The sequence below is a fragment of the Saccharopolyspora sp. NPDC050642 genome, from assembly GCF_040654735.1.
Lineage (GTDB): Bacteria > Actinomycetota > Actinomycetes > Mycobacteriales > Pseudonocardiaceae > Saccharopolyspora > Saccharopolyspora elongata.
The window spans coordinates 16,002-30,095 of the sequence record NZ_JBFAIN010000029.1; the positions used below are offsets into that span (position 1 = coordinate 16,002).

Genomic DNA, 14,094 nt, shown 5'->3' on the forward strand with positions numbered 1-14,094 from the left:
CGGTGATCCGGGACGGGCCGCCTACGCGCCGGCTCGGGTGGCGTTGGCGTTGATCGCCGTCCGGACGTACTCGGCGAGGCCGGGCACGAGCTTCTCGAAGTTCGCCGCGAACCGCTCGTCCGCCACGTACATCTCGCCGAGACCGCGGTGGATCTCGTAGGTGCAGTCGTAGCACCAGCGCGTGATGTGCCCGCGGTGCTCCTCGGCGAGGTCCATCGCCGCCTCGCCGTCCGGCGCGTGCCCGGCCCGCATCGCCTCGGCGAGCCGGCGGCCGATGTCCTCCTGCTCGGCCATGAACCGCTTCCAGTCCGCCTTGGTGAAGCCGGACATCTTCTGCTGGGACTGCCGGTAGGCGTCGGTGCCGCCCCAGCGCTGCTCGGCCTCCGCGGCGTAGTCGTCCGGGTCGAAGTCGCCGAACAGCTCGAACTTCTCCTCCTGCGTCAGGTCGATCCCCATCGTGTCCGCCTCCATCTCGCGTTCCACCGCCGCGACCATCCGCTGCAACCGCTCGATGCGGGCCAGCAGCAGCTCGTGCTGCCGCTTCAGGTGCGCGTGCGCGCCACCGTCGGCGAGGATGTTCGCGATGTCGTCGAGGCCGAGGTCGAGCTCCCGGTAGAACAGGATGCGGCGCAGCCGGTCCAGGTCCGGGTCGGAGTAGCTGCGGTAGCCCGCCGCCGTCCGGCCGCTGGGGGTCAGCAGGCCGATCTCGTCGTAGTGGTGCAGCGTCCGCACGGTCACCCCGGCGATCCGGGCCGCCTCGCCGACCGAGTAGCTCATGGTCCTCGCCTCCTCGGCACCGAGCATGCGGCCTCACGTGACGTGAGGGTCAACCCGAATTGTGCGGGGAGGACGGGGCGGTTTCGCGCGAAACCGGCGTTCGCACGCCTGGCAGGCGCCGCTTTCGCGCGAAAACGGCGCCTGCTTCCAGTGGCGAACGCCGCTAGACGTTCTCGCCGTCGGTCGTCGACGGGGGCTTGATCAGGAACGACGCGACCAGCGCCAGCGCCGTCACGGCCACCGAGATCCACAGCGCCGTGTGGTAGTCGCCGCCGTCGACGGTCGGCGCGACGATGCCGATGCCCAGCGAGGCGCCGATGCCGAACGCCGCGCCGTTCATGCCGGGCAGGGCCCCGGGGCTCTCCTCCGGTGAGAGCACCACGCCGAGCCCGCTGAGCGTCGTCATGACCAGGCCGTTGTAGCCGATGCCGAGCCCGATGAACGCGGCGAAGACCAGCCACCGCGAGTCGGCGAAGGCTGCGGCGAAGACCAGCGAGGCGATGCTCAGCGCGAGCCCCACGCGCAGCACCAGCCGCCAGCCGACGCGCGGCGCGAGCCAGCCGGCCACCGGCCCGGACGCCAGCCCGATCACCGCGGGCGGCGCCAGGAACATCAGGGCCGACAGGGTCGCGTTCATGCCGTAGCCGAGCTGCTCGTCCTGGCTGAGCAGCACGACGGTGAAGTTGATCGCGCAGAACACGCCGGTGAGGGCGAGCAGCGTGGTCGCCACCAGCGGCCACACCTGCCGGGACCGCAGGTGGCGGGCGGCCATCAGCGGCTCGCCGACGCGGTTCTCGACCCGCCAGAACACGGCCAGCAGCACGGCGCCGCCGATCAGCAGGCCGAGCGCGAGCGGGCTGAGCCAGCCCTGGTCGTTGCCCTGGCTGATGCCGAGGTTGAGGGCCGCGAGCGCGCCGGTCAGCGCGACCGCGCCAGCCCAGTCCATCCGGCCGCCGGTGCCGGCGTGGGTCTCGGGCACGAACCTGCCCGCCAGCAGCGCGGCGATCACGCCCAGGCCGAGGATCACCGCGAACACCGCGCGGAAGCCGACGGTGTCGGCCAGCGCGCCGCCGGCCAGCCCGTCGAGGCCGCCGACGCCGCCGTTGATCGCGGTCACCAGGCCGAGGGCCTGGCCGAACTGCTTCGGCGACAGGACGTCGCGCAGGATCAGGTAGGTGAGCTGGAACGTCGCGCCGGACGCGCCCTGCAGCACCCGGGCCGCGATCAGCACGCCGATGTTCGGCGCGAGCATCGCGATCAGCGAGCCCGCGGACATCACCAGCAGCGAGATCACCAGGACCTTGCGCCGCCCGACGTGGTCGCTCAGCCGCGACAGCACGACGCCCGCGAGGCCGCCGATCAGCAGGAACATGGTCTGCGACAGGCCGACCAGGTCGGTGGTGGTGCCCAGGGTGCGGGCGATGTCCGGCATGGCCGGGGTGACCATGGTGGCGTTGAGCTGGAAGCTCACCACACCGATGATCAGCGCTGTGAGCACCAGCCCGGTGCGTTGCCGCGTTGCCGCGGGCCGATCCACGACGGACCCGACCATGATCACTCCCGTAGTGATGGAATCGATTTCCGTAGAAGGTAGGCATCGGTCGCTAGAACGTCAACGATTCGCCTAACTTTTTGTTGAAACAGCTGATAGAACTAGATCCAACTGTGCGGATAACGATTGCCGTGATTCGACCCGAGCGAGGTGGCGATTTGGCCAAGATCATCTTTGATGGCGACTACGGGATCGACGACGCGCTCGCGACGCTGTTCCTCCTGGGCCGGGAGGACGTCGAGCTCGTCGCGGTCGGCACGGTGCACGGCAACGCGCCGGCCGACGCTGCCGCCGCCAACGCCCTGCAGGTGCTCGACGTCGCCGGCCGGCGGGACGTCCCGGTCGCGGTCGGCGCGCAGCGCCCGCTGGCGCAACCGCTGGACATCTCCGCGCTCGTGCACGGCGAGGACGGCCTCGGCGGACACGCCAGCCCCGTGCCCGAACTGCGGCCCGAGCCGGTGTCGGCGGCCGAGCAGCTCGTCCGGATCGCGCGGGAGCTGCCCGGCGAGTGCACCGTCGTGGCCACCGGTCCGCTGACGAACCTGGCGCTGGCGCTGCTGCTCGAACCGCGGCTGCCGGAACTCGTGCGCAACGTGGTCGTCATGGGCGGCACGACGCGGGAACCCGGCAACATCAGCCCGTTCGCCGAGGCCAACATCTGGCACGACCCGGAGGCCGCCGCGCTGGTGCTCGGCGCGGGCTGGCCGCTGACGCTGGTCGGCCTGGACGTCACGATGCGCACCTGGCTCGACCAGTCCGATGTGGACCGGATCGCCGCGGCGCCCGGCCGCAAGGCCGAGTTCGCGCACGCGATCCTCCAGCACTACCTGCAGTTCTACCGCGGCAGGCACACCCGGCCCGGCTGCCCGCTGCACGACCCGAGCGCCGCCGTGCTCGCGGTGCGGCCCGATCTCGCGCGCTGCGAGCAGGCCCCGGTCCGGGTGGAGCTCCGCGGCGAGCACACCCGAGGCATGCTCGTCGTCGACCGCCGCGAGTTCTCCGAACCCGACGGCCCGCTGATCGACGTGGCGGCCGAGATCGACCGCGACGGCCTCGTCGCGGAGTTCCTCGCCGGACTGCTGGATTCGTGAGCGGTCAGCGGCTGGCGACGCGGCGGTAGCGGGCGACCGCGAGCGGCATGAAGATCGCCAGGATGACCAGCGCGGATCCGATCGAGTAGAGCACCGCGTGCTGCGCCGGCCAGCTGTCCGGCGGCGGGCCGGTGACCCGCAGCGGGTTGCCGTAGAGCTGGCGCAGCGCGTCCGCGGTGACGGTGATCGGGTTCCACTCCGCGAAGGCGCGCAGCGGCGCGGGCATCGCTTCCGCCGGCACGAACGCCGACGAGACGAAGGTGACCGGGAACAGCCACAGCAGCCCGGCGCTCTGCGCCACCTCGACGCTGCGCGAGATCAGCCCGATGAACGCGCCGACCCAGGACATCGCGAACGAGAACAGCAGCAGGATGAAGAACGCGAGCAGCGCCTCGAACAGGCTGCCGCGGATCCGCCAGCCCACCAGCAGCCCGCACACCGACATGATCACCACGGTCAGCACGCTGATCACGAGGTCCGACGAGGTGCGGCCGAGCAGCACCGCGATCCGCGACATCGGCAGCGACCGGAACCGGTCCACGATGCCCTTGTTCAGGTCGTTGGCCAGCCCGATCACGGTGAACGCGCTGTTGAACGCGACGGTCTGCACGAAGATTCCGCCGATCAGGAACTCCCGGTACGCCTCGCCGCCGAGGCTGCCGCCGAAGACGTAGGCGAACAGCAGCACGAACATGATCGGCTGCGCGGTGCTGGACAGCAGCCAGTCCGGGTTGCGCTTGATGTTCACCAGGTTCCGCCACGCGACGACGCTGCTGTCGCGGATGCTGGTGGCGAGCGCGCTCATGGCTGCCCCTCCTGCTCGTCGGTGCGCCGGCCGGTGAGGCCCAGGAACACGTCGTCCAGGGTCGGCCGGTGCAGCGCGACGTCGTGCACCGCGACGTCTTCGGCGTCCAGCCGACGCAGCGCCTCGATCAGCGACTTCGGCCCGCTGTCCACGGCGACGAACGCCTTCCGCAGGTGTTCCTCGACCTCCGGTTCCCCGGCGCCGACCTCGCCGAGCACCCGCGCGACGACCGGCAGGTCGGTCGCGTCCTGCACGACCAGTTCGAGGCGCTCGCCGCCGACCTGCGACTTGAGCTCGTCGGCGGTGCCGCTGGCGATCACCCGGCCGCGGTCGATCACCGCGATGCTGTCGGCCAGCTGGTCGGCCTCCTCCAGGTACTGCGTGGTCAGCAGCACGGTGGTGCCGTCGGCGACGAGTTCGCCGATGACCTGCCAGGTGTCCATCCGGCCGCGCGGGTCCAGGCCGGTGGTGGGCTCGTCGAGCACCACGACGGCCGGGGCGGCGACCAGCGCGCCGGCCAGGTCGAGCCGTCGCCGCATGCCGCCGGAGTAGCCCTTCGACGGCCGGTCGGCGGCCTCCTGCAGGCGGAACCGGTCCAGCAGCCGCCGGGCGCGCGCGGTCGCGTCGGCGCGGGTCATGCCGTACAGCCGGCCGACCATGTAGAGGTTCTCGTAGCCGGTGAGGTTCTCGTCGACCGCCGCGTACTGCCCGGACAGGCCGATCGAGCGGCGGACCGCCTGCGGGTCGGCGAGCACGTCGTGCCCGGCCACGAAGGCCCGCCCGGAGTCCGGCTTGAGCAGCGTGGTGAGGATCCGCACGGCGGTGGTCTTGCCCGCGCCGTTGGGGCCGAGCAGGCCGAGCACCTGGCCGGTCGGGATCTCGAGGTCCACGCCGTCGAGCGCGCGGTTCGCGCCGAATGTCTTCACCAGGGCTTCCGCGCGCACCGCCGTCATCGGGGCCTCCGCTGGGGTAGTCGCGGGAATTGTGAGCGCAACTCTAGGTGTCCGGTCCGACGCACCGCTGCTGCTTTCAGGCGATCGATCACGGATGAACAGGATTTTTCCGGCGGAACGCCCCTGGACGCGGCCCGATTCCGGAAAGCGTCCGGAAGGCCGCTTGGCAGAAGTTACCGTCAGGTAATACCCTCTTGTTACCGACGAGTAAGGGCAGGGCCGGGCCCGCCCGCAGCAGCGCGCACGAGGGAGCCTTCGATGGGCCACTACAAGAGCAACGTCCGAGACCTGGAGTTCAACCTCTTCGAGGTCTTCAAGGTGCAGGAACGGCTGGGCAAGGGCGCCTTCGAGCAGTCCGACGAGGACACCGTGCGAGGCGTGCTCAGCGAACTCAACGAGCTGGCCACCGGACCGCTGGCCGACTCCTTCGTCGAAGGCGACCGCACCCCCGCCAAGTTCGACCCGGCCACCCACTCGGTGACGCTGCCCGAGGCGTTCAAGAAGTCCTACCAGCAGGTCATGGACGGCGAGTGGTGGCGGCTGAGCCTGCCGGACGAGCTCGGCGGCTACGGCACCCCGCCCACCGTCATCTGGTCCGCCGCCGAACTCATGCTCGGCGCCAACCCGGCCATCTACATGTACATGGCGGGCCCGAACTTCGCGACGATCCTGTGGCGCAACGGCACCGAGGAGCAGCGCCGCTGGGCCGAGCTGATGATCGAGCGCGGCTGGGGCGCCACCATGGTGCTCACCGAGCCGGACGCGGGCTCCGACGTCGGCGCCGGCCGCACCAAGGCCATCAAGCAGGAGGACGGCTCCTGGCACCTGGAGGGCGTGAAGCGGTTCATCACCTCCGCCGACCAGGACATGACCGAGAACATCATGCACCTGGTGCTGGCCCGCCCCGAAGGTCCCGGCATCGAGGCCAAGCCCGGCACCAAGGGCCTGAGCCTGTTCCTGGTGCCCAAGTTCCACTTCGACGGCGCCACCGGCGAGCCCGGCGAGCGCAACGGCGCCTTCGTCACCAACGTCGAGCACAAGATGGGCCTGAACGCCTCGGCCACCTGCGAGCTGACCTTCGGCCAGCACGGCGTACCGGCCAAGGGCTGGCTGCTCGGCGAGGTGCACGACGGCATCGCGCAGATGTTCCAGGTCATCGAGTACGCCCGGATGATGGTCGGCACCAAGGCCATCGGCACCCTGTCCACCGGCTACCTCAACGCGCTGGACTACGCCAAGGAGCGCGTGCAGGGCGCCGACCTGACCAGGGCCGCCGACAAGACCGCGCCGCGCGTGGCCATCACCAACCACCCGGACGTGCGCCGCATCCTGATGCTGCAGAAGGCCTACGCCGAAGGCCTGCGCTCGGTCTACCTCTACACCGCGACCTTCCAGGACCAGGTCTTCCAGGGCCAGCACGAGGGCACCGACTTCAGCGTCGCCGAGCAGGTCAACGACCTGCTGCTGCCCATCGTCAAGGGCGTCGGCTCGGAGCGGGCCTACGAGATGCTGACCCTGTCGCTGCAGACCCTCGGCGGCTCCGGCTTCCTGCAGGACTACCCGATCGAGCAGTACATCCGCGACTCCAAGATCGACAGCCTGTACGAGGGCACCACCGCGATCCAGGCCCAGGACTTCTTCTTCCGCAAGATCGTCCGCAACAACGGCGCCGCCCTCGGCCACATCGCCGCCGAGATCCAGGCGACGCTGGAGGCAGAGGGCGCCGACGATCGGCTCAAGGAGGAGCGCGCGCTGGTCGCCCGGGCGCTGCAGGACGCCCAGGGCATGCTCGGCACGCTGATCGAGTTCCTGACCTCCTCGCAGGAGGACGTCAAGAACATCTACAAGGTCGGCCAGCACGCGGTGTCGTTCCTGATGAGCATGGGCGACGTGCTGATCGGCTGGCTGCTGCTGCGCCAGGCCGAGATCGCCCTCGCCGCGCTGGACGCGGGCGCCTCGGCCAAGGACCAGTCGTTCTACCAGGGCAAGGTGGCGGTGGCCCGGTTCTTCGCCAAGAACGTGCTGCCGGAGCTGACCGGTCGCCGCAAGATCATCGAGGCGGCGGACAACTCCCTGATGGAGCTCGACGAGTCCGTCTTCTGACGAACCCGGTGGTCTGCAGTTTCAATTGAAACTGCAGACCACCGGGGGTGCCTCGGGAGGTGCAGTTTCAATTGAAACTGCACCTCCTCGTCCTAGGTGGACGACGGATCAGTCCAGGGTGTAGTCGAACTCGTAGGGCACCGTGAGCTCGCCGCTGGTGGCCGTGTAGCGGCCGGTTCCGCGCAGCCCGGACAGCTCGCCGGTGCCCGAGCCCGGCACCACCTCGAAGGTCGAGTGGATCGAGCCGTCCCCGCCGAAGTGACCGCGCTCCTGGATGGCGAAGCCGCCCTCGCGCCCGTCCAGCGTCCCGCGGATCAGCTGCATCCCGGTGAACGAGCCGGTCAGCTCGGTGCTGTACACGAGGGTGTACTCGCAGGCGACCTCCGCCGCCTCGATGCCACCGGTGAACTTGTTGGTGATCGCGGCGCGCGCGAGCTTCGGGTGCTGCTCGCCGTCGCCGATGACGCTCTCGTCCCAGCGGACGACGGTGAAACTGCCGGTGGTCATGGACATCCCTTCGATCGGTCTTGTGACCAGCTTGAACGCCGTACCTGACATCTCCTGTCAGGTACGTCGGGCAGAATCCGGCCCATGCGCGCCGACCGGCTCCTCTCCGTGCTCCTGCTGCTGCAGAACCGCGGCCGGATGACCGCGACCGAACTCGCCGAGGCGCTGGAGGTGTCGGTCCGCACCGTCTACCGCGACATCGAGGCCCTCGGCGCGGCCGGCGTCCCGGTCTGCGCCGACCGCGGACCCGACGGCGGCTACCGCCTGATGGACGGCTACCGCACCCGGCTGACCGGCCTCACCGACGCCGAAGCCGGCTCCCTCTTCCTGGCCGGCGCGCCCGGACCGGCCCGGGAACTCGGCCTCGGCGCGGTCCTGGCCACCGCGCAGCTGAAGGTCCAAGCCGCGCTGCCCGCCGAACTGGCCGAACGGGCCCGCCGCATCCAGGACCGGTTCCACCTCGATGCGAAGGGCTGGTTCCGGGACGCCGACGAGGTGCCGCACCTGGCCGAGATCGCCCAGGCGGTGTGGGAACAACGCGTCCTGCGCGTGCACTACCGCCGCTGGCGCGGCGAGGTGCACCGAGAGCTCAACCCGCTGGGCATCGTCCTGAAAGGCGGGATCTGGTACCTCGTGGCCCAGGTCGGCGAAGCCATCCGCACCTATCGGATCTCCCGCTTCCTGGCCGTGGAGGTCACCCCGGACGCCTTCGCCCGGCCCGCGGGATTCGACCTCGCCGCCAGCTGGGCGGAATCCGCCCGGCGCATGGAAGCCGAGATGTACCGCGGAACAGCGCGCCTGCGGATCTCGCCGCTCGCGCAGAAACTGCTCCCAGCGAAGTTCGGCTCCCTCGGCACCGGCGCCCTCGCCGCCGCCGGGCCGCCCGACGAGCACGGCTGGGTCGAGGTCGACCTGCTCGTCGAACGGCAGGACGTCGCCGTCCACGACGTGCTCCGCCTCGGCGCCGAGGCCGAGGTGCTCGGCCCGCCCGAACTCCGCGCCGCGGTCGCCGAAACCGTTACCGCGCTGGCGACTCGCTACGCAACCTGAACGCGCTCCGCACCGGGCCGAAATCGTCCACAGTGGAGCGCGCGGCGAGGAACGCCACGAACAGGCCCACCAGCAGCGCCGCCCGGCCCCAGACGCCGATCATCAGCGCCTGCGACGTGAAACCGTCGTGGATGCCGTTCGGCTCGCCCGCCATGTTCAGGTAGAACCAGCGGAAGATGCTGATGCCCATCGCCAGGTCCGCCACCAGGTACGCCACGATCCAGCCCCAGCGCACCGCCACCAGCACGAAGAACGGCAGCAGCCACAACGTGTACTGCGGCGAATGCACCTTGTGCAGCAACAGGAAACCGCACAACATCGCCGCCGACACCTGGATCCAGGGATATGTCCCGGTGCGCTCGTAGCGCAACCAGCCGACCGCGCAAGCCACCGCGAACGACAACAGCATCAGCAGCGGCGACACCACGCCCATCGCCGACTGGAAACCCTCGTACTCGGTCCAATGCCGGAAACCCCAGTACCAGATCGAGTTCGTGCTGATGTCCACCTGCCGCCGGGACTGGAAGTCGAACGACGCCAACCAGCCGCCGAACCCGGCCAGCATGAACGGCACGTTCGCCAGCACCGCCGTCCCGACCGCGGCCCCCACCACCTGCAGCGCGCCGCGAACGTCGAACCGTCGCTCGTCGCGGCCCTCGGTCAGCACGTACAACGCCAGCGGCAGCACGAAAAGCGCCGGGTACAGCTTCAGCGCGAAACCCAAGCCCAACAGCACCGCGGCCGCCGTCGCCCGCCGGCGCAACGACACCGACGTCCACCGGTGCACGACGAACACCGCGGCCACCGCGCACGTCACCACCGGCAGATCCCAGTTGTGGAAGGCGTAAAGCACCAGCGGCGGGCTCAACGCCCACAACAGCGCCCGCCAGCCGCTCAACCGGCCCAGCCACCACGCGACGGCCAGCCCGAACGGCGCCATCAACAACGCCGACGAGGCCAGGAAACCCGCGTCCGTGTCGGCGAACAACGCACCCACCCAGATCAGCACGCCGGTCAGCACCGGGTACTCGACCACGCCGCCGTACAACGTCCCGTCAGGCTCGATCCCGCCGTGCACGTAGGGGAAGACGTGCCGGTCGATGTCCCGGCCGATCCACAGGTTCTGGATGTCGGAGTAGCACACGTCGCCGTACGCCCGCTCCTGGTAAGCGGGCTCCGAACGCCCCCACTCGTCGAAGAGCGGGCCGGTGCACCGCGCCTTGTTGGCATACCCCAGAGCCAACGCCAACGCGGTGAACATGCACAGCGCGACCAAGCCGGAGATCGTCAACCTGCGGGCCGTCTTGACGCCGATGCCGATCACTCCCGTTCGATACCGCGAAGAAGTCGATGCGTTCAGGCGACCTTGCCGCGGAGGAACGCGATGTCGTCGGCCTGGCCCTCGTCCGGCGTCTCCACCACCACCGGCGCCCCGGCGCTCGCGCACACCGCGACCAGCAGATCCGGATCGATGTTGCCCGCGCCGATGTTGGCGTGCCGGTCCCGCGAGGAGCCGAACTCGTCCCGCGAATCGTTGAGGTGCACCAGATCGATCCGCCCGGTGATCGCCTTCACCCGGTCGACGATGTCCAGCAGCTCCTCGCCCGCGGCGTGCGCGTGGCAGGTGTCCAGGCAGAAACCCGCCCCGAACTCGCCGACCGCATCCCACAACCGCGCCAGCGCATCGAACCGCCGCGCCATCGCATTGGCGCCGCCCGCGGTGTTCTCGATCAGGATCGGCACGTCGAAACCGCCGTCCGCGGCCTGCCGCTCGAACAGCTTCCGCCAGTTCGACACGCCCTCGGCCGGCGCATCGTCCTTGGTCACGTGCCCGCCGTGCACGATCAGGCCCGTCGCGCCCACCGCGGCCGCCGCCGTCGCCTGCTGCCCCACGGCCTTGCGGGACGGGATCCGGATCCGGTTGTTCAGCGAGGCCACGTTGATCACGTACGGCGCGTGGATGAACACCTCGACGTCGCTGTCGCGCAACTGCTCCGCCTGCGGATGCGGCTTCGGGGCCTTCCAGCCCTGCGGGTCCGACAGGAAGAACTGCACGACCTCCGCGCCGCGCTCGGCGGCGGCGGCCAACGGGTCATCATCGCGAACGTGGGCGCCGATACGCATACCCGAAGTCTAGGCGGCCGACCGGACCGCCTCCCGGCGGCGTGAACGGCCCGATCCCACAGCGCGGGAAGCCACGGGTTTTCCCCCGGGCCGTCACCAATGGCGGTGTTCGGGCGTTATTAATCTTGAGAGAGTGATCGGCATTCGCACGGCCGTGGGGAGACGAGACATGGGAGCACGGGGGAAACCCAATCCGCTGGTCCGGCCGAACTCGCTCGGCCGGACCGTGTCCGCGGGGCTGGTCGGCTTAGCGATCACCGCGAGCACCTTCCTCGGCGCCGGCGCCGCCTACGCGGCCGACCCGCTGGTCGTCGACCAGCCCCTGGCCATCGTCGACGCGGAACCCGGCCAGCAGATCACCATCGCGCCGTCCACGCTCGACTTCAAGGTCCGCGAGGCCGTGCTGCTCGCCATGCCGCTGGCCTTCGGCCCGGCCGACGACGCCGCCAAGAGGTTCGCCGCCCTGACGCCGATCTCGCTCGGGCCCGCGCGGGAAGGCCGCACCTTCTACTCCGGCAAGGACATCGCCGAGGCCGCCGCGCCCCGGCTCGCCGAGATCGGCCTGCCAGAGAAGAAGGTCGACGCGGTCACCTGGCACTTCACCAACCTCGTCAGCCTCGGCAACGCCCTCACTGTGAAGGTCGCGAAGCCCGCCGTCGAACCGCCGCCGCCGGCCACGCAGCAGCCGCCGCCCGAGCAGCCCAAGCCGACGCCGAACCCGCCGCCCAGCACGAACCCGGCGCCGCCGAGCCCCACCCTGCCGCCGCCCACGACGCCGCCACCGGCCCTGACGCCCAGCGGCGGGGCACCGGGAGCGCTCAGCGTCCTGCCGCCCAGCCTGCGGGACCTCCAGGGCGGCTCGCTGCCGTGGGCGCAGGCCCGCTACGGCCAGGTGCCGGGCCTGACGCCGGACATCGGCGACCTCCAGAAGCAGTCCCAGGAGCAGCAGAAGGCACGTGAGCAGCAGGAGGAGATCCGCGCCGCGGGCAAGGCGGAGGCGTTGCCGACGGAGGTGACGGAGCGGGTGGCGGCCCCGGTGCTGCTCGCCGCGATCTCGCTGGCGGTGGTCACGGCGGCCCTCGTCCGCAGCTGGGTCCTCCGCCGCCACTGACCTTCCCGGCACACCCTCGAACCCACCTGGTGACCCGCAGTTTCAATTGAAACTGCGGGTCACCGGCGTGTCGCACCCCGACACGCCGACGGCTGTGGACAACTTCCGCAATTTCAATGGAAATCGGATCTTCGATTTCCATTGGAATTGCGGAACCACGAACGTCGTCGGGGGTGGGGCGGGGTGATGGCGGCGGTGTCGGTGCCGCTTGCTAGCCTTGTTCAGTTCGTCGACGCGAACGACCCTCCTGCCACGGAAAGCCCGTGGCCGTGAGTCCACAGGAGGTGAATGGTCTTCATGCGTCACTACGAGCTCATGGTCATCCTGGACCCGAGCCTGGACGAGCGCACCGTCGCTCCGTCCCTGGAGAACTTCCTCAACGTTGTCCGCAACGACGGTGGCACCGTCGAGAAGGTCGACGTCTGGGGCCGCCGGCGTCTCTCGTTCGAGATCGAGAAGAACGCCGAGGGCATCTACGTCGTCCTGGACCTCAACAGCGAGCCGGCCACCATCAAGGAACTGGACCGGCAGCTGAACCTCAACGAGTCGATCCTGCGGACGAAGGTCATCCGCAAGATCGTCGAGCCCCGCAAGGCCGCGCGCGCCGCCAAGGCCCGCGCCGCTCAGGCGTCCGCCTGACCGGCCCGATTCCGCTAACGACCAGACTGGAGTCCCCAGGTCATGGCTGGTGAAACGGTAATCACGGTGGTCGGCAACCTGACCGCCGACCCGGAGCTGCGGTTCACGCCTTCCGGTGCCGCGGTCGCGAACTTTACGGTCGCGTCCACGCCCCGGACCTTCGATCGCCAGTCCGGCGAGTGGAAGGACGGCGAGGCCCTGTTCCTGCGCTGCAACATCTGGCGGCAGGCCGCGGAGAACGTGGCCGAGTCGCTGACCCGCGGCATGCGGGTGGTCGTGCAGGGCAGGCTGCGGCAGCGTTCCTTCGAGACGAAGGAAGGCGAGAAGCGCACGGTCGTCGAGCTCGAGGTCGATGAGATCGGGCCGTCCCTGCGCTACGCGACCGCCAAGGTGAACAAGGTCAGCCGCGGTGGCAGTGGCTTCAGCGGTGGCGGGGGCCCGTCCGGTCCCCCGGCCGACGACCCGTGGGGTTCCGCGCCGCCCGCCGGCTCCGGTGGTGGGTTCAGCGACGAGCCGCCGTTCTAAACGGCGCAGCAACGCTTACGAAGTTTTCGCTCAGGAGGAAGACCGATGGCCAAGGCGCCCGTGCGCAAGCCGAAGAAGAAGGTCTGCGTGTTCTGCAAGGACAAGGCGGCGCAGATCGACTACAAGGACACGACGCTGCTGCGGAAGTACATCTCCGACCGCGGCAAGATCCGTGCCCGTCGCGTGACCGGCAACTGCAGCCAGCACCAGCGCGACGTCGCCATCGCGGTGAAGAACGCCCGCGAGATGGCCCTGCTGCCCTACACCTCGACCGCTCGCTGACCCGGAAGGAGACACGTCGTGAAGATCATCCTCACTGCTGACGTGACCGGTCTCGGCGAGTCTGGCGACATCGTCGAGGTCAAGGACGGTTACGCGCGCAACTACCTGCTGCCCCGCAGCCTGGCCATCGTGGCCACCAAGGGCGCGCAGAAGCAGATCGAAACGATCCGCCGCGTGCAGGAGAACCGCCGGGTGCGCAACCTGGAGCACGCCCACGAGCTCAAGCAGCAGCTGAAGGACCTCGGCGCGGTCACGCTGACCGCGAAGGTGTCCTCGCAGGGCAAGCTGTTCGGCTCGATCACCAGCGGCGACATCGTCGCCGCGGTCCGCAAGGCCGGTGGCCCGAACCTGGACAAGCGCTCCGTCGAGCTGCGCGGCCACATCAAGTCGCTCGGCAAGCACGTCGTCGACGTGCAGCTGCACCCGGACGTGACGGCCAACGTCAGCGTCCAGGTCGCCGGCGAGCAGTGACCCGGTAGTACCGGTTTCCACAACGCGGCATCGTCCACTCCGGCATTCGTGTGACGGGTGGACGATGCTGCGTCCGGTGTGCGCACCGGTTGTCACGGCGGTGG

15 protein-coding genes are annotated in these 14,094 nt (G+C 69.9%); 8 read left to right on the forward strand and 7 right to left on the reverse strand.

The window, feature by feature from the left end:
• Positions 1–21: 21 nt before the first annotated feature.
• Together AB0H93_RS32015 and AB0H93_RS32020 are read right to left on the reverse strand one after the other, a co-directional pair.
• Positions 22–777, reverse strand: a complete 756-nt coding sequence (locus AB0H93_RS32015; protein ID WP_358577653.1) for a MerR family transcriptional regulator — start codon at positions 775–777, stop codon at positions 22–24.
• A gap of 163 nt (positions 778–940) precedes the next feature.
• Positions 941–2,329, reverse strand: coding sequence for an MFS transporter (locus AB0H93_RS32020; RefSeq protein WP_358577655.1), 1,389 nt, complete (start codon positions 2,327–2,329; stop codon positions 941–943).
• Between the two features lie 158 nt (positions 2,330–2,487).
• Here AB0H93_RS32020 and AB0H93_RS32025 point away from each other — a divergent pair, with 158 nt between their 5' ends.
• Positions 2,488–3,420: a nucleoside hydrolase gene (locus AB0H93_RS32025; RefSeq protein WP_358577657.1), complete on the forward strand. Its 933-nt coding sequence runs from the start codon at positions 2,488–2,490 to the stop codon at positions 3,418–3,420.
• A 4-nt stretch (positions 3,421–3,424) separates the two neighbouring features.
• Here the strand turns inward: AB0H93_RS32025 and AB0H93_RS32030 are convergent, their stop codons facing one another.
• On the reverse strand, positions 3,425–4,225 hold the full coding sequence (locus AB0H93_RS32030) for an ABC transporter permease (RefSeq protein ID WP_358577660.1): 801 nt from the start codon (positions 4,223–4,225) through the stop codon (positions 3,425–3,427).
• Entirely contained in the window at positions 4,222–5,178 is a 957-nt protein-coding gene (locus AB0H93_RS32035; RefSeq protein ID WP_358577662.1) for an ATP-binding cassette domain-containing protein, read from the reverse strand. The genes AB0H93_RS32030 and AB0H93_RS32035 overlap by 4 nt, the downstream gene beginning before the upstream one ends.
• Before the next feature lie 258 nt (positions 5,179–5,436).
• Between AB0H93_RS32035 and AB0H93_RS32040 the strand changes: the two genes are divergently transcribed.
• Positions 5,437–7,281: an acyl-CoA dehydrogenase gene (locus tag AB0H93_RS32040; protein ID WP_358577665.1), complete on the forward strand. Its 1,845-nt coding sequence runs from the start codon at positions 5,437–5,439 to the stop codon at positions 7,279–7,281.
• A 108-nt stretch (positions 7,282–7,389) separates the two neighbouring features.
• On the opposite strand, the gene AB0H93_RS32045 is transcribed toward AB0H93_RS32040, so the two are convergent.
• A complete protein-coding gene (locus AB0H93_RS32045) occupies positions 7,390–7,788 on the reverse strand; it encodes a DUF3224 domain-containing protein (RefSeq protein WP_358577668.1) in 399 nt (132 codons plus the stop codon).
• 84 nt (positions 7,789–7,872) lie between these two features.
• Between AB0H93_RS32045 and AB0H93_RS32050 the strand changes: the two genes are divergently transcribed.
• Positions 7,873–8,838: a WYL domain-containing protein gene (locus AB0H93_RS32050; protein ID WP_358577670.1), complete on the forward strand. Its 966-nt coding sequence runs from the start codon at positions 7,873–7,875 to the stop codon at positions 8,836–8,838.
• On the opposite strand, the gene AB0H93_RS32055 is transcribed toward AB0H93_RS32050, so the two are convergent.
• Positions 8,807–10,099 (reverse strand): glycosyltransferase 87 family protein, encoded by a 1,293-nt coding sequence (locus AB0H93_RS32055; protein ID WP_358577857.1) that lies wholly within the window; start codon positions 10,097–10,099, stop codon positions 8,807–8,809. The two genes, AB0H93_RS32050 and AB0H93_RS32055, sit on opposite strands and share 32 nt — an antisense overlap.
• A 95-nt stretch (positions 10,100–10,194) precedes the next feature.
• Entirely contained in the window at positions 10,195–10,962 is a 768-nt protein-coding gene (locus AB0H93_RS32060; RefSeq protein WP_358577672.1) for a deoxyribonuclease IV, read from the reverse strand.
• A gap of 169 nt (positions 10,963–11,131) precedes the next feature.
• Between AB0H93_RS32060 and AB0H93_RS32065 the strand changes: the two genes are divergently transcribed.
• The 5 genes from AB0H93_RS32065 (at position 11,132) to rplI (ending at position 13,990) form a co-directional block, all read left to right on the forward strand.
• On the forward strand, positions 11,132–12,073 hold the full coding sequence (locus AB0H93_RS32065; RefSeq protein ID WP_358577674.1) for a hypothetical protein: 942 nt from the start codon (positions 11,132–11,134) through the stop codon (positions 12,071–12,073).
• Between the two features lie 288 nt (positions 12,074–12,361).
• A complete protein-coding gene (rpsF, locus tag AB0H93_RS32070) occupies positions 12,362–12,712 on the forward strand; it encodes a 30S ribosomal protein S6 (RefSeq protein ID WP_010312877.1) in 351 nt (116 codons plus the stop codon).
• 42 nt (positions 12,713–12,754) lie between these two features.
• Positions 12,755–13,237: a single-stranded DNA-binding protein gene (locus tag AB0H93_RS32075; RefSeq protein ID WP_093263833.1), complete on the forward strand. Its 483-nt coding sequence runs from the start codon at positions 12,755–12,757 to the stop codon at positions 13,235–13,237.
• A 45-nt stretch (positions 13,238–13,282) separates the two neighbouring features.
• On the forward strand, positions 13,283–13,519 hold the full coding sequence (gene rpsR, locus AB0H93_RS32080) for a 30S ribosomal protein S18 (protein WP_093151213.1): 237 nt from the start codon (positions 13,283–13,285) through the stop codon (positions 13,517–13,519).
• 18 nt (positions 13,520–13,537) lie between these two features.
• Positions 13,538–13,990: a 50S ribosomal protein L9 gene (rplI, locus tag AB0H93_RS32085; RefSeq protein ID WP_132481853.1), complete on the forward strand. Its 453-nt coding sequence runs from the start codon at positions 13,538–13,540 to the stop codon at positions 13,988–13,990.
• Positions 13,991–14,094: the final 104 nt, after the last annotated feature.